General features: G+C 33.4%; 18 protein-coding genes. 6 read left to right on the top strand and 12 right to left on the bottom strand.

Going from position 1 to position 20,949, the window contains the following annotated elements; translation table 11 throughout:
* Positions 1 to 248: 248 nt before the first annotated feature.
* From K8N75_RS05380 to K8N75_RS05395, 4 genes are all read right to left on the bottom strand, one after another.
* Entirely contained in the window at positions 249 to 1,544 is a 1,296-nt protein-coding gene (locus K8N75_RS05380; protein ID WP_223791090.1) for a hypothetical protein, read from the bottom strand.
* 75 nt (positions 1,545 to 1,619) lie between these two features.
* Positions 1,620 to 4,019, bottom strand: coding sequence for a DUF362 domain-containing protein (locus K8N75_RS05385; protein ID WP_223791091.1), 2,400 nt, complete (start codon positions 4,017 to 4,019; stop codon positions 1,620 to 1,622).
* 17 nt (positions 4,020 to 4,036) lie between these two features.
* Positions 4,037 to 4,873: an SDR family oxidoreductase gene (locus tag K8N75_RS05390; RefSeq protein ID WP_223791092.1), complete on the bottom strand. Its 837-nt coding sequence runs from the start codon at positions 4,871 to 4,873 to the stop codon at positions 4,037 to 4,039.
* 23 nt (positions 4,874 to 4,896) lie between these two features.
* Complete coding sequence (locus K8N75_RS05395; RefSeq protein ID WP_223791093.1) at positions 4,897 to 5,691, bottom strand: acetoacetate decarboxylase family protein; 795 nt, start codon at positions 5,689 to 5,691, stop codon at positions 4,897 to 4,899.
* Between the two features lie 1,163 nt (positions 5,692 to 6,854).
* On the opposite strand from K8N75_RS05395, the gene K8N75_RS05400 reads away from it, so the two are divergent.
* The 3 genes from K8N75_RS05400 (at position 6,855) to K8N75_RS05410 (ending at position 11,860) form a co-directional block, all read left to right on the top strand.
* A complete protein-coding gene (locus K8N75_RS05400; RefSeq protein WP_223791094.1) occupies positions 6,855 to 7,538 on the top strand; it encodes a hypothetical protein in 684 nt (227 codons plus the stop codon).
* 202 nt (positions 7,539 to 7,740) lie between these two features.
* Complete coding sequence (locus K8N75_RS05405; protein WP_223791095.1) at positions 7,741 to 10,308, top strand: beta strand repeat-containing protein; 2,568 nt, start codon at positions 7,741 to 7,743, stop codon at positions 10,306 to 10,308.
* 157 nt (positions 10,309 to 10,465) lie between these two features.
* The gene (locus K8N75_RS05410) at positions 10,466 to 11,860 is read left to right on the top strand and encodes a histidine kinase dimerization/phosphoacceptor domain -containing protein (RefSeq protein WP_223791096.1); all 1,395 of its coding nucleotides are present in this window, start codon (positions 10,466 to 10,468) and stop codon (positions 11,858 to 11,860) included.
* A 127-nt stretch (positions 11,861 to 11,987) separates the two neighbouring features.
* Here K8N75_RS05410 and K8N75_RS14285 read toward each other — a convergent pair whose 3' ends face one another.
* From K8N75_RS14285 to K8N75_RS05440, 6 genes are all read right to left on the bottom strand, one after another.
* Positions 11,988 to 12,137: a hypothetical protein gene (locus tag K8N75_RS14285; RefSeq protein ID WP_420830711.1), complete on the bottom strand. Its 150-nt coding sequence runs from the start codon at positions 12,135 to 12,137 to the stop codon at positions 11,988 to 11,990.
* 259 nt (positions 12,138 to 12,396) lie between these two features.
* Complete coding sequence (locus K8N75_RS05420; protein WP_223791097.1) at positions 12,397 to 12,930, bottom strand: PepSY domain-containing protein; 534 nt, start codon at positions 12,928 to 12,930, stop codon at positions 12,397 to 12,399.
* Positions 12,931 to 13,008: 78 nt separating this feature from the next.
* Complete coding sequence (locus tag K8N75_RS05425) at positions 13,009 to 13,281, bottom strand: hypothetical protein (protein ID WP_223791098.1); 273 nt, start codon at positions 13,279 to 13,281, stop codon at positions 13,009 to 13,011.
* 683 nt (positions 13,282 to 13,964) lie between these two features.
* Positions 13,965 to 14,345: a hypothetical protein gene (locus K8N75_RS05430; protein ID WP_223791099.1), complete on the bottom strand. Its 381-nt coding sequence runs from the start codon at positions 14,343 to 14,345 to the stop codon at positions 13,965 to 13,967.
* Between the two features lie 221 nt (positions 14,346 to 14,566).
* Positions 14,567 to 15,331, bottom strand: coding sequence for a DUF998 domain-containing protein (locus K8N75_RS05435; protein ID WP_223791100.1), 765 nt, complete (start codon positions 15,329 to 15,331; stop codon positions 14,567 to 14,569).
* Between the two features lie 227 nt (positions 15,332 to 15,558).
* Entirely contained in the window at positions 15,559 to 15,708 is a 150-nt protein-coding gene (locus K8N75_RS05440) for a hypothetical protein (protein ID WP_156095970.1), read from the bottom strand.
* A 347-nt stretch (positions 15,709 to 16,055) separates the two neighbouring features.
* Here K8N75_RS05440 and K8N75_RS05445 point away from each other — a divergent pair, with 347 nt between their 5' ends.
* Positions 16,056 to 16,520 (top strand): MarR family winged helix-turn-helix transcriptional regulator, encoded by a 465-nt coding sequence (locus K8N75_RS05445; RefSeq protein ID WP_223791101.1) that lies wholly within the window; start codon positions 16,056 to 16,058, stop codon positions 16,518 to 16,520.
* Between the two features lie 59 nt (positions 16,521 to 16,579).
* Positions 16,580 to 17,968, top strand: coding sequence for an MFS transporter (locus K8N75_RS05450; RefSeq protein WP_223791102.1), 1,389 nt, complete (start codon positions 16,580 to 16,582; stop codon positions 17,966 to 17,968).
* A gap of 93 nt (positions 17,969 to 18,061) precedes the next feature.
* Here the strand turns inward: K8N75_RS05450 and K8N75_RS05455 are convergent, their stop codons facing one another.
* Both K8N75_RS05455 and K8N75_RS05460 read right to left on the bottom strand, forming a co-directional pair.
* Positions 18,062 to 19,687: a helicase C-terminal domain-containing protein gene (locus K8N75_RS05455; protein ID WP_223791103.1), complete on the bottom strand. Its 1,626-nt coding sequence runs from the start codon at positions 19,685 to 19,687 to the stop codon at positions 18,062 to 18,064.
* 23 nt (positions 19,688 to 19,710) lie between these two features.
* Complete coding sequence (locus tag K8N75_RS05460; RefSeq protein WP_223791104.1) at positions 19,711 to 20,139, bottom strand: MarR family winged helix-turn-helix transcriptional regulator; 429 nt, start codon at positions 20,137 to 20,139, stop codon at positions 19,711 to 19,713.
* Positions 20,140 to 20,366: 227 nt separating this feature from the next.
* Here K8N75_RS05460 and K8N75_RS05465 point away from each other — a divergent pair, with 227 nt between their 5' ends.
* Positions 20,367 to 20,915, top strand: a complete 549-nt coding sequence (locus K8N75_RS05465; RefSeq protein ID WP_223791105.1) for a flavodoxin family protein — start codon at positions 20,367 to 20,369, stop codon at positions 20,913 to 20,915.
* Positions 20,916 to 20,949 lie beyond the last annotated feature (34 nt).

A 20,949-nucleotide genomic window follows, 5' to 3' on the forward strand; every position in this document is an offset into this window, starting at 1 on the left:
CTCCATATATAATTTTTTTTAATTCTATACTAAAAAAAGCAAGCAATTACTATAAATTTAGTATATAATATTATTGATTTTTATGACATTTAAAGGTAATCTAATTCAGCTTTAAGAATTTAATTTATTCAAAAAAAAATTAAATATTGTTATTTAGTGTGATGTATCACTGCAGTTGTTGATGTTGCAGGCCATCCATTGCTTCATTTCCACTATAACTTACTTTTACAGTATTTGATGTACTTAATTCAAGAAATATCTGATTGCTGTTTTCCATTTTCACCATAATGCATCAGTTTTTGAATATAAGACGCCAGCACAAAGAATAGGAGCCCGTTTATAACAAGAATTCCTGCAATAACCATGCCTGGAATGATACCCGGTATAAGCATGGACACACCAAATGCAATAGATGCAATATTCAGCAGTGTCTGTGATACCATTAACTTTTTAACAATAGGTGGAATGTTTTGCACTTCTGCTGATGGTGATCTGGTTGCCTGAACAACAGGTAGGTAACGTTTAATAATTAATATTGATCCCCCGGTGATATTCAAAAATGCAATGAGTAATATGATGTATCCTGTAAAGATTCCTGGAACAATACATGAAAATATTCCAAACGCTGCAAATACAATTCCAAGGATTACCATTAGCCATGAACGTTTAAACTCACCAAGTGGGGTTTCTCCTAGGACCATTATCTGGATAGCATTGAGAACCAAGAGCAGACCAAGCTCTCCATCTGTTGAAAATGGTATTATACCACTTACCACCGGAAAAAGGACTAATCCAAGTAATGTTATTAGTGTTCCTACCATTATTATGGTTGCAATGGAAACAGGAATAGATGCATCCGCTAATAATTTAAAACCACTCTTAGAATTATTATCTGAATTTTCTAAATCCAATTTAGGATTTATTGCTTTATCAGAAGCATACAACCGCGTAATTTTCTGAAGACAGTATGCAAGGTAGAAAATGCTGATACTGTATATAATTAAGAATACTGCAGTTAGATAATCTGTTGTTATGCCTGGTAGAAGTGTTATAATGCCTAAAATAATCATTAATATATAGACAAGACTGCACGATACAGTTAATTGTTGTAATATTCCTGGATTTTTCATCCATGTTTTTGCCTTTTCTTCATTTAAATAGAGTTGTAAAATTAGGGCTATTCCCCCTGCAAAAAGGATTAATCCAACAAGTATCCTTACAATTTCGGATATGATACCTGGTATGAAACATGCAGTCATTCCAATAATTGCTGTTATTATACCTATTATGATAAGCAGCCAAGACCTGCGGAGATCACCAAATGGTGTTTTACCCATTGTAACTATTTGAAAAGAAACAATTACAAGGAATAAACCATATGTGCTATCAGCGGTATAAGGTAAAGATCCTGTATGAATTTTAAATAGAAGCAATCCAAATATTAGTGTAAATACTCCTATTATAAGTAAGATTACAACTTCCAGGGAGAGATCAGATTCTTCTCTCATTTTTAAAAAAGTTTTTTGCTCTTTTTGTGATTCCACCTTATTTCCTCCTTAAATTTATCTTTAAAAAAAATGTTGAAGGTTTGATAAAGTTAAATATAGACTATTCAAAACTTACCATATCTCCTGACCATTATTAAAGCTAGCTGTGAATATCTTGTTAGGATCGTTCGTCTCTTTTACATTAGGAATATTTTTGTCATCAAGACTCCCCAAGCCTAATGGTACATACAGGGTGAAATCCAAGCTATCATCTCCCTTAGAAACCGCTTCAAAATATGCATTGACTGCATCAGGACTGGATATCATCGGGTCTACACTTCCAGTATATGCCCCGTTATTTCTAGTCTTATCAGCATAACTGAATGCTGTTCCAAAAAGAGAATTGTTGCTGATCTTATCAGTTGATTGTGCACCATATATACTATTAGATAACAATACCCATCTTGCGAGCTGCCAGCTTGGCCACATACCATTTCCCCAGCTCATTCCAGGAACAAAAGGATCTTCGTTCGTTATTTCCGACTTTGACATTTCAAATGCCAAAGTTGCAATCGAAATTAACATGAACTCCTTGGCAAAATCATGACCCTGTGGACTCCAGTTCTTATCTGTATGTTTAAGTACAAAATTAGCTGTCTGATAAAAAGAACCCTTCTGCTCACCATAATCTTGTGTGATTTGAATATCCAATGCATGAGAGAGCATACTGAAACCAGGAGTCCAGAATCCTTTTTTACCATTCTCATCGTAGTCTATTATTCCATCACCGTTCTCATCAAACCCTTCCATGAATTCATTTACAATTGAAGAACCTGTTAGGGTATCATGTGCTTCTGCATAGCTCATGATAGTTTTTTGCATATCCCAAAGCATGCAGCTAGGATTGTAATACATGGTATTTGTCATCATTTCAATGAATTTGTTATTTTCAATTCTACCAAGATGACCGGAGAGCGATGCCATTGGTGTGCTGTTTATACTGTCCCATCCTGTTACATAGTACTGCTGCTGTCCTAATCCTCTTTTTTCAGCATATTGATATAGATTATATCTGAAAAGAGGTGAATCAAGTCCCTCTGTTGTTATTATATTTTTTCCTTCAATTTTAGCCACAGGAACATGATGCACAAACTCGGTGTTCCAATTGTTCTTTCTTTTGAGTTCCAATCCTTCAGACATGGGCACTGTCTTGAAACAGTATCTTGAGCATAGAATGTCCATTGCAATACAGTCTAGTGATGAGAAGATGTATCCTTCAGGAATTCTGACAGCGATACCTTCAGCATTATGGTTAAGATTGATCATATTGATGGAATCTGAAACATGTACCATGAACACATTCTGGGCCTGTACTGCTTTAATAATATCAGCCTGAGTTCCGGGCATTCCTGCAGTCTTTGTGGTTAAGTATTTTCCGTTTTCGTCCTTTACAGGCAGGTTGGTTTCATCATCCATTTCCACAACCCATGGCATGTGTGGAAGCTTTGCTTTATAACTAGGCATTTCTGTAGATGGTAACGCGTATTTCCATGTATTTTTATCGCACGTACCCGAGTGACATTGTGTGGGGTAGAGTCCTATACCAAGATTTTTAATTGCATTGGTGATTAGGTCCTGGGCATGGATTTTGAGTTTGGGAACATTTATGAGTATGGAACCCGGATAATCTTTCATATCTTCAGAATTAGCTGGATGACCACCAATTATTACCTTGTGAATGGTGATTTCTTTGTAATTCTCTCCCTCTGGAACTGGAACCGTTCTTCCACGGGATGAATCATGGTCTAGCTTGTTTAGATCGTAAACCATCAACCGATCACTTGCTTTACCTGGAGTAATGTATCTACCTGCAATGCTGTCTTCATAGCCCTTCATGGGGTCGTCAGTATGGGATGATTGATGATGCTCACCCAAATACTTACGAACGAAGTAGAAACCCCAACCTCCATTAAAATCCCCACTTCGTCCTTCAAAAACAGCTTCAGAAGTGATTTTTTTCCCTGCAATATCACTAAAAATAGATTCCAAAATTAAGGACGATGTAGAAGCCTCACCTAAAGACATCTGGTGATAGTTGATGGCTAGTTTATCATGGAACCACCTCATCAAAGCAGCTATCACCGACCAGTCCGTACAAATAGGTGCACCCAGATCTTCACCGTGAGTATTAGGTTCAATAACCTGTGGCCCGACCAAATTAGGTTTGAATAACAATTTCTTTCCTGATTCTGTCAGAAATTTCACCTCTTTAATGAATCCTGTTTCCATGTCAAGACAGATCAGAGAATGATCAATATGGGCGTATATATAGTCGATTTTTTCAACTATCGCTGCCCATGCCTCTGGATCATCGTCGTTAATTACCTTCTGAAGCAGTTGAGGAATTTCTGCATAGGCCTTTGAAGGATCCATACGTGCAGCACAGACAGGTGATCCCTTTGAATCTGTATTTTTCTTTCCCAATTCTGAATCTATGAAATTTCCTTTTTTATGATATTCATTTGCACCCATAACATCACGTCCTGATATTAATAATAATTTCCGCCCCTTTCATACGCAGCTCTGCGTTCGGATGCCATTTTAAGTAGGAATTCTTCTGCATCAGGATCTTCAAGGTTATATTTTTTCCATATACCTACAAGTTCGTCTTCAGGAACAACTATAATCCCCTTATATTCTGAAACCCTGTCAAGAATTAGTTCTGCTGCTTTGTCAGCAGGATATGCATCATCCGGGATTTTTATTTGATCATGAGTTGTGCCATCTATTGATTTTTTAAAGATGGGAGTGGCAATATTGGAGGGGCAGATATTCGAAAAATGGAGCCCTTTCTCAGCGTACTCATATTTCAGACATTCAGTGAGACCTGTGACCCCAAATTTTGTAAGTGAATAAAGCCCCTGAAATGGAAATGGTATAAGACCTGCTATGGAGCTTGTGTTGATTATATGACCAGAACCCTGTTTTAACATAATGGGTACAGCAGCATGAACACCATAAATAACACTCCAAAGGTTAGTATCAATGATATTTTTCCAATCTTCGAGTGTAGCTTGTTCAAAAGGTAAAGTACCACCAACACCTGCATTGTTGAATAAAAAGTCGAGACTACCTGCTTCTGCTGCAGTATCTTCAATTGCCTTTTGTACCTGTTTTTGATTTGTTACATCAACTATGATGGTGTGAATTCGATCTTTGTATTGAGAAAGTTGTTCAGCAGCCGCTGCTACCTTATCAGGGTTACGTCCAACCATATATACAGTTGCTCCTCTTTTTAGAAGTTCTTCACTCACTGCATATCCAATACCAGAATTTGCACCTGTAACCAAACATATTTTATTTTTATAATATTCTGAATTACTCATCATATCATCTCCCATTTATGGATTCACTTTATTATTTTAGCTCCCATAGCATGAAGTTCAGCACTACCATCCATTAAAACAGCCTGATTAATCTTTTTAATTGGTAAAGATGCTAGACTGTTAATTATATGATATTGAGAGGGATTCTGCATCGGAGTTTGTTCTGTCCATTTAAGGCTGCCTTTTCCTATTTGTGCTGTTTCAGCTTTTATACTCTGAGGATAAAGTATAAATTGGCTTAGCTCTGCCCCTGGTGCTCCTACTTTTGGAATATACCTCCATCCAATGGTGTTCATAGTTTTAAATTGTGATTTTAGCTGTTCTAAATCATTTCCAGTTATTGCATTCGTTGCTTCGAAGTTCATATTCAAAAAGGTGTTTCCCTCATAACTGGTTGTGGTTGCATAATGGGGTTTTAATATGTGTAGGTCTGCAATATCTGCATAAATTTTTGGAATACCTGTCTGTTCCCTTCCCCCAAGGATGGGTTGTGTGTTGTTCTCCCATGTTACAAGAGTGTAATCCCCTTCCAGTTGGTCCTTTTTTCCAGTAAAACTTACAGGCGCAGATACATTAATCACATTATACTGTCCACCATGCATCCAGTTGATCTCAGTAAATTTCGAGAATGCTACTTGTACCTCGGGAACAAGTAATTCAAATTCTTCAGGAATAAAATTTTCTAGAATTTTCCTGTCAGTTTCATAACTCATGGCAAGAGAAGTTACTTTCTGATAAATTTTCGATTCTGGATCAAATTTACCTCCACCAAAATGTATTGGCATTAAGTATGTGAAGTCTTTTTCAGGTCTAAACATATTTTACCTCCTCCCAGTAAATCTTATTAATAATAATTCCATTATATCCACCTTAAACTTTTTGATTTAAAATTAAAATGTATCAGGATATATTACAATTCCTAACAACTTAAGGGATAAATCAAAATATTCTCCATAGATTAACTTGTAATCTATACGAACAAATGAACAAAAAATTAAATCTAATATAACACCGATATATATGGACTCGGAAGGAATAAAAATAATAGGCTGATTGTAAGCGATAGTTAGAAAAATATCCAATATCCATGTTATTGTAACATCGGGATAATATAAAGCTCAAAAATTTGTTTTAAGAGGTGATACATAGCAGAATTTGCAAAAAAATAAAAATTTTTAATTGAAATATGTTTTGTCTATCTTTACCCAAATTTAAAGGATTATCTCCATGTTTTATCATTTAAAGCATATTTGAGATAAATATAAAGTATACAACGAATATTAAAGATACAACCCACATTAATGGATGGACCTAAGAAAGGCATTTATTGATTTAGTAGAATCGAAGGATTCTGATATAATTGAATTTAATGTGAACAAATTAAAGAATATTGCTTCATTTAAAAAGAAAACATAACATGCCATTTTCAATGGATAAGAATACTACTTCATCTATTTTTTTAAGATTAATTTGGAATTCGGCCTTATATGAAATTTTCCCCGCATTTTTTGGGACTCCTACTTTATGTAAACTTTTATTTTTATATATACGATTGAGCACCTAACCCCCAATGTATGTTCTTCGCTTAGTTGCTTGCTTCTTTTCATGAATTTGGGTCCCACCAAGCTTCGCTTGGATCCTCCCGATGATTACTTGTTTTCTTCTTTTATTCTACTATTAATCTACCACCATACTCCCCGACATCCTCCCCTCTGCTTGACTCGCTACGCTCGTCAATAGATTGCTGTGTTTCTAACTCTGTATGTACATGTATCGCTTCTTTTTTGAATTAATAAAAAAAAAGGAGAGGATATGATTGTTGGATATACCTAAAGAGTTAAAAGGGAAGGAATTAACAGCATATTTAGTAGAAGAGAGAGAGATAATATAATCGGCAGGATAGTGTGAATATAATTTCACAGAGGCTAGAGACATATTAGATAAAATTGATGTTAAAAGTTGGAGTGTACGAAATATTATAATGGATTTATACAATTATAATCCTCGGAATAAAATGCAACCAGCAATAGAGAAGATTATAAGAGTTCCAGATCCTCGTGCAGTCAATCCACTCCTTAAAGCACTTAAAATGTCTAAAAAACATAGTAAGTTAATATTAAATGCTCTTTTAGCATATGTTTCATCTCACGAAGATTATATATGGGAAATAAACACTGATGATGACCTGCTGATTCAATGGTCTGCTAAATATGCATTAATTAGTCTCTGTTTACAACCATATTCTAAAAACGCTGAAGTTGTCCAATTAAATCATGTATCTGAATTAATTGAAGCAGTACCTGAGTTTTCAAAGTTCATCCTTGATATAGGGATTCAAATATCATCCCCAGATACCCATGAAAGAATCAGAGGTATTAAAAATATAGGAAGACGTGAAGATAGACTATTTGATGATGTCTTACATAAAATATTTCAAGAAGACCCTGATAAGAGTGTCAGAGATGCTGTAAAAAGTTTACTCAAACATTCTAACTTTGAAGCATCATTTAATTCTATGATAAAAAATGCTTGGAGTGATGATAACAGAACTAATCTTGAAACAGAATCATATAATGACATAAACTATAGAGATATGGAAGCTCAAATAGAAGAAAATGATGAGTACATGGACGATATAATTTCAGGGCTGTACAGGAATCGGTAGAATAAGCTTTGAAGCTATTCTTACATTATTCATTTATCTTATTTTTTTTCAAAAAAGATATTCAAAATACGTGAAAAAGGTCACATAATCCTTGTTTTTTTATTTAAAAATCTTTCTATTTGGTTGTAATTAAACAATATATATTAATAGTCCCTATCGTAAAAATATCAAAGGAAGGTCAATAATTTTTTTTGGGATGGGGGTGGAAAGATTTATAGGACAATGTAAATTTTCAATAAATGATCATAATTTAATGGTTTTAGTAGTTTTAATAACCCTATTAGCTGTTATTTTTGCTTTGGGTATGGGTAATGTTTCAGCTGCACCGGGAGATACTATTTATGTTAATGGTAATAGTACTTTGGGAAATGATGATTGGAATGGTGAATCTGCAACATATCAATCAGGCATAATCGGCCCTAAATATTCAATAAAAAACGCAACAGGAACAGTAAACACCAACGGACAAATATACATAGCCAATGAACAATACCAAGGAATAAACAACACAGGAATCACCATTGATAAAAACATGACTATTAATGGAGAAAGTCAAACGGATACAATAATAAACGGAACCGGCGCCAACTGGATATTCAATATCCAAAATGGAATATATTTTTCAATCAACAACCTAACACTAACCAACGCAACCACAACTAATGGTGGTGCTATCATGAATGATGGTACTTTGACTGTAACAGGCAGTACATTCACAGGTAACAAAGCAACTAATTATGGTGGTGCTATCTACAACCATGATGGTACTTTGACTGTAACAGGCAGTACATTCATAAACAACAATGCAGTTGTTGGTGGTGCTATCTTCAAAAATGATGGTACTTTGACTGTAACAGGCAGTACTTTCACAGGTAACAATGCAGGTAGTGGTGGTGCTATCTACAACAATAAGGATACTTTAACCGTAACATGCAGTACTTTCACAGGTAACACCGCAAATTCTGATGGTGGTGCCATCTACAATGGTGGTACTTTGACTGTAAACAACAGTAATTTCACCAGTAACACCGCACAATATCATGGTGGTGCTATCGCCAATTATGAGGGTACTGTGATAAATAATAGTACTTTCACCAGTAACAACTCTGCAAATTCTGGTGGTGCTATCTACAATTATTATGGTACTTTGACTGCAACAGATAGTAATTTCACCAGTAACACCGCAGATGTTGGTGGTGCTATCTTCAATTATGGTGGTACTGTGAATGTAACAGACAGTACTTTCACCAGTAACTTTGCAACTTATTATGGTGCTATCTACAATGAGGGTATTTTGACAGTAAATAACAGTACGTTCACCAGTAACACCGCACAAGCTTATGGTGGTGCTATCTACAATGCTTATGATAGTACTTTGAATGTGAGTTTCTGTCGGATTGTAGGAAACACGCCATATGATATATATTCTGATGGAGATTCCTGTGATGTTGATTATAATTGGTGGGGGTCTAACTTTGTGGGATCAGATCCAGTTACAGCAGGAAGAGTAGTAGGGGCCACTGTTTCTAAGTGGTTAGTTTTAACTACTACATCTGATCCGAACACCATTAATACTGGTGAAACCTCAAATATCACAGCTGATCTGTTACATGATCAAGATGGAGTTTACCAAAACCCTACCGGTGGTCATGTTCCTGATGGAATTGTTGTTAACTTCGCAAGCGATGCATTAGGCACAGTCAACCCATTAACAAGTACTATGATTAATGGTGAAACATCAACACTCTTTACAGCAGGTTTAAATCCAGGAATATCTACAATAACATCAACTGTTGATGCAGAAACCGTAAATACAGATGTTACAATTAACTCAGCTGCACCTCCAATTGTTACCAGCACAAATCCGGTTAACAATGCAGTTAATGTCGCATTGAATAAGGTAATACAGATAACCTTCGACAAAAACATACAACTCGGAATGAACCCTTGGATAGAACTCTATGAAACAGTAACAGGAAACACCAAAACATTCACAACAAACATAGTAGACAATATATTATCCATAACACCAACCTCACTACTAGCACTAGGAACATCGTACTCTGTTATCCTACACTCCAACAGCATCACAGATATGGCAGGAATTGGATTAACAGCCCCTTATACAACACGATTCACAACAGAAGCTGCACCAGTTGTTACCAGTACAAGTCCACTTTACAATGCATTTAACGTCGCATTAAATAAGGTGATACAGATAACCTTTGATAAAGCCATACAACTCGGAACCAATCCATGGATCGAACTCAAAACAAGCAACAGTGGAACAATAGTACCATACACAACAAACATAATAGGAAATGTACTATCAATAACACCTAACTCACTCTTAAATGCAGGAACTAAATACACAGTCATCCTACACTCCAACAGCATAACAGACATGCAAGGAAATGGTTTAAACACACCGTACACAACCATATTCACAACAACCTTACCACCAGTCGTAACAAGCACAAGTCCAATGAACAACGAAGTTAATGTGGCTGTAAATAAGGTGATACAAATCAACTTCAGCAAAGCCATCCAACTCGGAACTAACTCATGGATAGAACTCAAAAATCAATACGGACAAATAAAACCATACACAACCAGTATAAACGGTAACACACTGAATATAACAGCCAACGCAGCATTTGCAAGAGGAACAACCTACACAGTCATACTACATTCAAACAGCGTTACAAGCACAGGCGGAGCAGGACTAACAACACCATACACAACAAAATTCACAACAACCACAACATAAAATAAAATAAGCGAATATTATAGAGGATTAAAAAAAACTCCTCACATTTCCTATTTTTTTTCATTAATTCTTCTAAAGTTTTTTTTTAAAATTTCAAATATGTATATAAGAAGTAATAGAATAATAATAATAATAAAGATATTATGGTTATTTTAAAATGGTATACGAAAAAATTTTATTGGTAGAGGATGATAGTTTAGAAGCCATGGATCTTAAGCGTACATTAGAATTTTTAGGTTATGAAGTCCCATGTGTCGCGTCCAGTGCAGAAGAAGCTGTAGCAAAAGCTTTAGAAATAATGCCAGATCTTATCTTGATGGATATATTTCTTAAAGGAGATTGTGATGGTATTGAAGCTGCTTCTAAGATTAAAGAGCTTAATATACCTATTATTTATTTAACTGCTCATTCTGAAGAATCTACAGTTGAAAGAGCCAAAGTAACAGAACCCTATGGATATATAATTAAACCCTATAATATTAATGAAATTAAATATTCTATAGAGTTCTCAATTTACAAGAATAAAATGGAAAAAGCTCTCAGGGAAAGTGAAGAACGTTATTCCAAAACCCTTGACGCAGTGAATGATGGACTCTGGGACTGGGATACATCATCGGGAAATGTATTCTTCAGCAATAATTATTGCAAAATATTGGGATACGATCCTGGAGAATTCCCTGCCAACCATGAATCTTGGAGATTGCTTGTTCACCCGGATGATATAGATTCTGTTGAAAAAAAGGTACAAGAAAGCGTGGAATCCGGCAGAGGATTTGAAATAGATCTTCGGATGAAAACTAAATCAGGAAAATGGTTAAATGTATCTACCCAGGGCAAAGAAATTGAAAAAGATTCAACAGGAAACCCAACACGGATAGTTGGAACACTCAGAGATAGAACAGATCGTGTAAAAGCTGAAAAAATGATTAAAGAATCACTTGAAGAAAAAGAAATGCTCTTGAAGGAGATCCATCACAGGGTGAAAAATAATTTGATGATTATATCCAGCCTCTTGAACCTTCAGTCACAATACATAACAGATAAAGCATCTCAAGATATTTTCAAAGAAAGTCAAAACCGTGCACGATCCATGGCACTTATACATGAACGATTATACCAATCAACCGATCTTAAAAGAATAAATTTCGGTGAATACATCACATCACTGGCCAATGAACTTTTCCATACATATGAAGCGGATTTGGGCCTTATAAAACTAAAAATTAATGCTGAAGATATTTTCCTCGACATAAACACAGCAATACCATTAGGATTAATAGTAAACGAACTCATCACCAACAGTATAACACATGCATTTCCAGAAGGCAAAAGGGGAAAAATCAATATTGACTTCCATCCCCGAGACAATCACTACGAATTCATCGTTAAAGATAACGGAATAGGATTTCCCGAAGATATAGATTACCAAAACACAGACTCACTCGGTTTACAAATAATAACAAGTTTAACAAACCAAATTGATGGTAAAATTGAGCTTAATAAAAATAATGAAACAGAATTTAAGATAACTTTTAAACAGTTAGAATTATAAAAAAAGCAATAAGCCTAAGATAATGGGGTGATGTGTATATAAAGATCTGTTGCTATCCCATCACCCGGCTACATATGTATGTACGCACATGTATGGATTAATGAAGTCAATGATATAAAGCGAAATATTATGTACCTTTTAGTACCTCACCAGTGATTGCGTTAATCTTAACCATCCCGCCGGGACCGATGTAGTTATCGGTATTCAGAACGTCAACCCAGTAGTAAGGTGATTTGGATGTGGGATAAGAACTTATGACATATTTGGCTTTGGACACAGGCCATGCTGCCTTTGCTATCCTTATCGCTTCACTTGCACTTATATATTTATTTTTAGTATTGTTAAATGAATGTGTTTACTCATAGATATATAGATTTATTCATATAGTTATTTACGTACTATGTCATTTACACAGAGCTGCTGATAATTTGAGACGTTTACTATAATGGTAATTATTTCTATTTCTTAATGTTAATATATTCCAAAATGTTTACTTAGGATTATTTTTTATTATTCTCTGAGGATATAAAAAAATTTTAATTTGTTACCCAAATTTCATTATCCGGGTTATTGGGGTCGGGTTCCCAGTGTCCACTACTTCCAGAATCACTACTTCCAGAATCACTACTTCCAGAATCACTACTTCCTGTATCATAGTTTTTGTTGTTGTTGTAATTGTTATTTTGTGTGTCGGTTGGTATATTTTGTTGATTACTGAGAACAGCTCCGGTTTTAGCATTTATTATTATTCCACCAATATTGGCTCCATTATAAGTATAGGTACTATAATAAACCGCGTCTCCATTCTTGGCTTTTACTAATATCGGATCACTTGTTACTACTCCTTTACCTGCGTCACTTTTTGCTATCGATTTTGCTTTACTGAAACTTATATATTCCGAAGTGTATGGGATTGTACTATTTGTAACATTAGTTCCATTTGTTTGATTTAATGTGGAATTATTACCAGTTTTATTCATATTTGTTAAGAACATATATCCAAATGCAGCACCTAACATGCCAACTAAGATTATTACGGCGATTATTAAGACTACATTCAACTTATCCATTTTACACATCCCCATTTGTTTTATTTTAATGACTTTAAATCAAAATATCCTCGCTCTCCCCCTCCCACTCATCATTCCCTATTTTATTGTGAGCGAATTTCTAATTGTATTATATGCTTTAGTTTGGTTAGCATACATCTCAAAAAATAATCCCTTTGAAGGAATAACCAAATTATCTGAAGGGATACTATCCTGATATTCAAGTGCAGGAGTTCCATTTATACTTACATCCTTTGCTCCATGCGATTTAGCTACATTAACAGTAGTTTGGTCATTAGTGGGAAAAGAACTTATATCCCCTATATATTTATCATCTAAATTTCCCCCGGTTGTTGGAGTTCCACTAAACATATATATTAAACATTCAGTGTTTGTCGAATTGTCTACAACAACAATATTTTCGGGATAAATAAATTTTACATATTTATTTTCAAAAACACCATGTGCATTCGTAGTGGTTACGTTTGCAGAGTTATTATTGAATTATCACTCGAAGTACAACCAGAAATTGAAACTACAAAAAAAATTACCAAAAAAATAGAAACAAATAATTTTTTCCCCAAAAATAACACCCCCGTGTAATTTTAATAATAGTTTGTATTACCTTAAATGTTTTGATTTAATATTATAATTAAATTCTAAAAAAATAAATCATGGAACTTATCAAATGTTATTCGGAGTTGTTACAGGGAGGATATTGAGTAGATACGGACAAAATCATATATTACAATTTAATTTTAATTAAATGTTTTCAAAAACTATTGTCTCAAATATAAAACATGAAAAATATTATTCAAAAATAGATGACACCTACAAACATGATTTAAATATAACCAAAACTAATTTTAACTATGTATTGTAATTTGTGGGGGTTAATATGAGTTTCATGACGGATATATTATATAAGTAAGAATCTAAGCATTTTAGATATGGAAAATGAAATATTAGAACTCGTAAAAGAGTATAATGATTCGAATTCGTAATTTCATTTAATTGATTTAATTATATATTTTTTTTCTTTTTGATTTTCCTATTCAAATTTGAAGAGTTTGTTGTATTTCGACTTTCCTTTTAGTTACTTCCACGTTCTTTTGTATACTTCTAACAGCATTATGTAAACTTGCATCGAGATAGCATTGTAATGATTCTTCTTTTGTTAATATTGAATCTATATTTCTATCTAATAGGTGTACTCTTTGTAGGATTTTGGGCCAATATCCAATTAATTTCCAGTCTTCACTTCTGTCCAGATACAGATCTATTTTATTAATATATTTTATTTGTTCCATCATAGAAGTGTAAAATCTATTAAATTCGTTTCTTGTAAATAAAATGACTTCTTCATGTTCTTGAAACATTTCCGGATGGGATAGTTCAGCAATTTGTCCATTAGGTATTCCTTCACTTACTCTCATACTCATCACTCCATATATGTAGAAATAATTGTATGGATAACTGAACATATCCCTATTGAGATAGAGACCCCTTGAAAAGTAATCAATAAAAAATTTAAAAAAATAGTATTTAAAAAGTAATATTAATTCTGCATCATGAATTTACATTTTGGGCAGTAATGTTCCACAATAATTTTTTTGGTAGAATAAAAAGAAGAAATGGAATTAAATATTTAAATCCATCAGTTCATTATTGGTCTTTGGTTTTGTGATATTATATAGAGTTTTAGTCCTGTTACCCCAATCCAGATCCAAGATACTAAAAGAAATGCTCTCTGTGAAAGCCCAGGGTATATACCATAAAGAATAGCGACTTTGAGCAAAATTACCAAAATTAGTGACAGTAAACCACTTATTAATGAATAAGTTCTATATCTCCCCCAAATCGTGCTATCTTTATTTTTTAACCCTTGCCAAATTAGTAACTGTGCTGCGATAACAGCAACGAAAGCAGTTGAACTGACTATATTATGCGGGTTTGCTGATAGAAAACTTTCAGGAAATACTCCTGCAAAAAATACACCCAGAGCGAATATTATTACAAACCATATCGTCCATTTCAATGCTCTCCCTTGTGGGCTTGGTAAACCCTTTCGAAGACCAATAGCCAAACCAATTGTTAAAATACCAAATACAAAGAAATTGATATTTTGAAGTATTGCTAAGTGGCCGACACCGAGATCACTAACATAATTATAATACTGGCTATAACCCGGCCGTAAAAGACTCTCCACTATTACCATAAACCAAAAGAATATAGGAGCAATAATACCACAAAATGCATAAAATTTTAGTCTGTCTTGTCTTTTAGTAATCATATCATTTTTATTCATTAAATCACCATTTTGTTTTACATTTATCAAACATAAATCCACTTCAAACCAAACTGTGGCCTCAGTAAATTCGATGTTTGATTTGTGTAACAACTTATTGTTTGTCCCGTGCATGAAAATACATATAATTTTTGTCATCTGAGAATTGAAAAAGTAATAAAATTATTCATAAATATATGATGTGAGTATTATGAGAACAGTATTGGTGCAATTATACCGCACAAAGCATAAAATTCTAGTTTTTTTGGGTGTTGCTCAATAATATCATTGTTATTAGACATTTAACCACCATAGTATTAAAAAAATATAAAGTTAACCCAATCTATTAAAATAATTTCCATTTATTCCATTAATTCTAGAATATTATTTAGATCAGTTTTTAATTTAAGTGCTTCTTCTTTGTTTAATAGTAAAAATGTACCAGTACAGGTATTTTCTATTTTTATAATATTTTTTTCATCATTTAATTTAGCTACTATTTCCTTTACCATGACTATTCACCTGTTTATTATTTCAAAATATTATCGGGATATCACATTATCTTTTCTATTTTTATTCAACGTATTACGTCCTAAAAAAACCCATTCAATAAACAATATAGTCAAAACAGAAGTCAAAAAAAAGTTTAACTTTATATCCCAGTTTTAAATCTTTTAAATTTCTATTTAATTTATTTTAATCATTTATTTTTTTTTGTATTGAATTAAATTGGTTAAATTTTTTTATATTCAAATAATAAACCGTAAATCCTTGAAAATAAGCTCTTAATAACTTCTTTTGAATCACATAAAATTATATCAACAATCAACAACATATCGTATTACGATATATATTATTAATGGATTTGATTAAACTGCAAAACATAAATGAAATTTGGAAATACTGGGAAGCTATTAATAAACAAATAAGGTTGAAACATCGTGAAACAGCACAGAAGTATGGTTTTACATTTGAACAGTTTCATCTCTTAATTGAACTGGACCATCATTCTGAATTAAATATTTCTGCAGATGTTTTACCTCCCACAATAGGAGAAGTAGCCTTTGATATGGGTAATGCTCCACATACACTGTCTGATAGGATTAAAAGACTTGAAAAAAAAGGTCTTGTTGAAAAGAGAAGAGATGATAACGATCTAAGAGTTGTTCGAGTTATGCTCACAGATAAAGGTCAAAATATTATCAACAAGATAAAAAATGAAGCAGGAAACATTTTTATATACAATGCACTTGAAAAAATGGATGAAAAATCATTAGAAAACCTGTTAAATGGATTAAAACAATTAAATAAAGAATTAATCTAGGAAATTAAAATTATATTTTTTACTGAGAATTATATTTTGATAAATTTTATGGGGAATACATGTTGAGTACAGAAAAATCTTGTAAACCAGAAAATAGTATTAGTAACAGAACAGTAGCGTTGATTGTAGCTACGTTAGCCTCATTTTTCACACCTTTCATGGCTTCCGCCATAAACATAGCCATCCCAGCAATTGGTTCACAGTTTGCTGCAGATGTTATTTTATTAAGCTGGATACCAACAGTTTATCTGTTAGCCGCAGCCGTTTTTGCAGTTCCCTTTGGTAGAATTGCAGATATCTATGGAATGAAAAAAATCTTCACCTATGGTGTAATCATTTTCACTATATCTTCATTATTATGTGCCATTTCACCATCCATACTTACACTCATTATGTTCCGTGTTTTACAGGGAATAGGGTCTGCCATGATATTTGTGACAGGTCTTGCAATTATAACCTCTGTCTATCCGCCAAGAGAAAGGGGAAAGGCCATAGGAATAAATATTGCAAGTGTTTATATTGGCCTTTCATTAGGCCCTGTACTGGGTGGAATATTAACACAGTATTTTGGATGGAGAAGTATTTTCATTGCTGTAATACCGCTGGGATTACTGGTACTTGCACTCACTGTTTTCAAGTTGAAAGGTGAATGGGCAGAATGCATAGGCGAGAAATTCGATATAAAAGGGTCAATTATCTACAGTATAGCCCTTGTAATTCTGATTTATGGATTTTCAATACTTCCAGGCGAACTTGGAATAATACTGGTAATTTTAGGTGTTATTGGTATCCTTGCATTTGCACTCTTTGAATTAAGGGTTAAAAATCCTGTATTTGAGGTAAGACTCTTTAAAAATATAACCTTCGGATTTTCAAGTTTGGCGGCGCTAATAAATTACAGTGCAACCTTTGCTGTGGTTTTCCTTTTAAGTCTTTACCTGCAGTATATTAAGGGTCTGGATCCTCAGATGGCAGGAATTATCCTTGTTGCACAGCCAATTGTCATGGCAATTACATCACCTGTAGCAGGTAGATTATCCGATAAATTTTCACCAGGTTTAATTGCAACAATTGGAATGACAGTTACAGCCATCAGTCTCTTGTGTTTAACATTCCTTACAGCAAACACCAGTTTTGAGTATATTATAACAGTTTTATTGGTTCTTGGATTTGGACTGGGTATGTTTTCATCTCCAAATACAAATGCGATCATGGGATCTGTTGAGAAAAAGTTTTATGGTATTGCGTCGGCCACAGTTGGTACAATGCGTTTGATAGGGCAAATGCTGAGCATGGGAATAGCATTACTGGTATTTTCAGTGTTTATAGGTAATGTTCTGATTGAACCAAGTAACTATCCTGCACTTTTAACCAGCATAAATACTGTGTTTTTAATCTGCACAATTCTATGCTTTATAGGTATATTTGCATCGTTTGCCAGAAGATAAAACAGATATTAAAAGAAAATCTGATGGAATAATTTCCATTTTTTTTTATTATTTTTCTATTTTTTTATTTATTTTTAAGAAAATATTTTAGAATTATATATTAGGACACACTTCAAAGCCATTTAAAATATCCTTGTGTATTGTCCATTGATTGCATAATATAACTGTACCAGTATCATGAGATGTTCTTTGCAGTCTTCCTATTTGTTGTAATGTTTTAAGTCGATATTCTTCTTGTTCAATACCATGCACACCACGTTGTTCTAGACCATTCCATGTTTTACGTATTTTATTTGGGATTCTACTCTTGGTACCAGGATAATATTTATCCTCTTCACTTTTTGGTACATATGGAGATCTTCCAATAACAACAACTTCCAATTCCTTTCCAGGGAAATCTATTCCTTCGTGTAAACTGCTTCCAATAATACATCCCCCGGTTGATACAAATCTCTTTTTAATGTGCTGTTTTGTTTCTGTATTATTTTTACCCTCATGAAAATTATATATATGATTCTCATAACCCGAATCTTTTAATGCACGTACCATATTATCGCACTGCCATTTTGCATTAAAATGTATCATAATGTTACGATCTTCTTTGATTAAAAAATTTAATAACGGCTTATAAATACGTTTAAAATCATTGTAATCACGACTGTTAGTATAATTAATTCTGTTAAGGTTGATTGGGGCTTTTTTAACTATTTTACTGTCATCAAAACGATATTTTTTGGGTGTTTCATATATATAATCCATTTTCATTCCAGTAATTTTTCCAATTAATTCTAATCTCCTGCTTTCATTGTGGTGAGGGTAATGAATTGTTCCACTCATCATCAGATGTTGTGGTGCTGCTTCCATGAATGTTGATCTGCTAAGACTGGTGTAGTCAACTGGAATTACCCTTACACATCTTTCTAATTCATCTTTAGAAATAAATTTATCATATTCTTCAGCAGGCAGATATTCATACTGGATACGGTAATGAATCTGTGTTTCAAGTCGTTCGATCCATCTTCTTTTATTTATATCGTCTTTAGTGTTGTATTTTTCTTTATATGATTCTAATTCTGTTTTTATTTCTTCTATAGGTGTTTGAACATCCTTAAAATAATTGAATATTGTTTTTGACAACTTTTCATCGATTATTCTACATGCACGTGTATGATTATATTCAATACCGGTCATTTCTCGGATTATATCCTGGAATTTATGTGATTCATCCCAGATTATTAGTGGACAACCCCATGGTAATGCCGGACGTATGTTAATTAATGCAAGCATCATATGGTAGTTGGTTACAACTACTTTATAATCCATAAATGTGCTGATTTTTTTACTGTATTCGCAAGAATCGTTGGTTAAACTGTAATGATGTTTACATGGTGATTTTAGACTGTGAGTACATAATTCTGCTGTATGATCTGTATTGGCCAGACATTTATACTCACTTTTACCTGCAAGTAACATTACATCTTCTAGCTTTCCAAAATCTCTCTCATATTGTTTCATCAGATCTTTTGTAGGTGTAACAATGAATACTGTTCCAGGTAATTCTAGATTGATGGCAATTTGCATTGCAATTAAACTTTTACCAATACCTGTGGGTGCATCTGCAATAATATTTTGATTTTTATGTTCAATGAAATAGTCAAAGAAATGTATCTGGTTCTCACGAAAATCACTTCTATGTACTTCTTTTGCTATATTCCGCATCCCTTAATTGCCCCATTTATATTTTATAACTCTTTTTCAAGTTTGTTTACTGCATCGTGAACAGAATTAGTTAATTTTATTGCTTCTTCTAATCCTAAAACTTCTGAATACCGTTTAAAAAGATTTTGCCATGATGCATCTATTTTTTCCATTAGTGCCATTCCATTGTCAGTTGGATAAAGAAAGGATGATTTTCCCACGATTTTCCTTTTAACAAGGTTTTTATGTTCTAATTTGTCTATAAAACGTGATGTTGTTGATGGTTTTATATCTAGTTCCTTACTTAGATCATTTTGGGATATTCCTGGTTTTTTATTGATAATCATTAATGCCAGGGCTTGTGATGGGAAAAGTCCTGTTGATTTGAACTCCTCTTCGGCCATTTTGGTTAGTATTCTCGATAATCTGTTGCTTGTTAAATATAGACAATCACATAAAGATCCTTTGGTCATGTTTTCCTTCCTAATTTTGATGGTTGTAATATCTTAAAAATAATCTTTTAAGTTTAGAGTGTTTATGTTTGTTATTGATATTAAAATTTTTAAAATTTTATTGAACAGTTGTAACATCTATTGGAGAATATTACAACATATTGTATTCCTAGTACTATTATGAAAAAAATATTATATATGTTTGTACATACAACTATGTTGTGGATTATATAATTTGGAGGTATAACATGAAAGTAGTAGGATTTGTAGGTAGTCCAAGAGAGGGTGGAAACACCGAAATTATGGTTGAAGAAATATTAAAAGGAGCTTCGATGAGTGGAGCTGAAACAGAAATTTTCAATCTGAATAAACTCAATATCAAACCATGTCAGGCATGTATGCACTGTAAAAGTAACGAAGGTGAATGTGCAACCGATGATGATATGCAGAAAATTTATAAAGAAATAATGGAAAGCGATGCATTTATACTTGGTTCCCCAATTTATATGTGGCAGATGTCAGCTCAAGCAAAACTATTCACAGACAGATTATATGCACCAATGGGTTTTGAGGAAAAATTCGGTAAAACATCATCTGCACTGGTTTTTTCACAGGGTAACCCGGATATAGATAGTTTTGAGGAATATATAAACTCCACAAAAGAAGTATTCAACCTTTTAGGTTACACTGTTAAGGGTGTACTTATCTCAGCAGGAGATCAAAGCCCTGGAGATGTTAAAAATAAGGATGATGTTCTCAAAAAAGCCAGAGAAATAGGTAAAGATCTCGCAAACTAAAACACTAAAATTTTTTTATCCTTTATTCATCTTT

The sequence above is a fragment of the Methanobacterium spitsbergense genome (genome assembly GCF_019931065.1).
Lineage (GTDB): Archaea > Methanobacteriota > Methanobacteria > Methanobacteriales > Methanobacteriaceae > Methanobacterium_B > Methanobacterium_B spitsbergense.

What these genes read in the sequence shown, in the direction of transcription:
- K8N75_RS05385 (WP_223791091.1), bottom strand. Translation starts at nt 4,019, where the DNA reads ATGGGTGCAAATGAATATCATAAAAAAGGAAATTTCATAGATTCAGAA.
- K8N75_RS05390 (WP_223791092.1), bottom strand. Translation starts at nt 4,873, where the DNA reads ATGAGTAATTCAGAATATTATAAAAATAAAATATGTTTGGTTACAGGT.
- K8N75_RS05395 (WP_223791093.1), bottom strand. Translation starts at nt 5,691, where the DNA reads ATGTTTAGACCTGAAAAAGACTTCACATACTTAATGCCAATACATTTT.
- K8N75_RS05400 (WP_223791094.1), top strand. Translation starts at nt 6,855, where the DNA reads ATGGATTTATACAATTATAATCCTCGGAATAAAATGCAACCAGCAATA.
- K8N75_RS05410 (WP_223791096.1), top strand. Translation starts at nt 10,466, where the DNA reads ATGGTATACGAAAAAATTTTATTGGTAGAGGATGATAGTTTAGAAGCC.
- K8N75_RS05420 (WP_223791097.1), bottom strand. Translation starts at nt 12,930, where the DNA reads ATGGATAAGTTGAATGTAGTCTTAATAATCGCCGTAATAATCTTAGTT.
- K8N75_RS05425 (WP_223791098.1), bottom strand. Translation starts at nt 13,281, where the DNA reads ATGTTTAGTGGAACTCCAACAACCGGGGGAAATTTAGATGATAAATAT.
- K8N75_RS05430 (WP_223791099.1), bottom strand. Translation starts at nt 14,345, where the DNA reads ATGAGAGTAAGTGAAGGAATACCTAATGGACAAATTGCTGAACTATCC.
- K8N75_RS05435 (WP_223791100.1), bottom strand. Translation starts at nt 15,331, where the DNA reads ATGCACGGGACAAACAATAAGTTGTTACACAAATCAAACATCGAATTT.
- K8N75_RS05440 (WP_156095970.1), bottom strand. Translation starts at nt 15,708, where the DNA reads ATGGTAAAGGAAATAGTAGCTAAATTAAATGATGAAAAAAATATTATA.
- K8N75_RS05445 (WP_223791101.1), top strand. Translation starts at nt 16,056, where the DNA reads ATGGATTTGATTAAACTGCAAAACATAAATGAAATTTGGAAATACTGG.
- K8N75_RS05450 (WP_223791102.1), top strand. Translation starts at nt 16,580, where the DNA reads ATGTTGAGTACAGAAAAATCTTGTAAACCAGAAAATAGTATTAGTAAC.
- K8N75_RS05455 (WP_223791103.1), bottom strand. Translation starts at nt 19,687, where the DNA reads ATGCGGAATATAGCAAAAGAAGTACATAGAAGTGATTTTCGTGAGAAC.
- K8N75_RS05460 (WP_223791104.1), bottom strand. Translation starts at nt 20,139, where the DNA reads ATGACCAAAGGATCTTTATGTGATTGTCTATATTTAACAAGCAACAGA.
- K8N75_RS05465 (WP_223791105.1), top strand. Translation starts at nt 20,367, where the DNA reads ATGAAAGTAGTAGGATTTGTAGGTAGTCCAAGAGAGGGTGGAAACACC.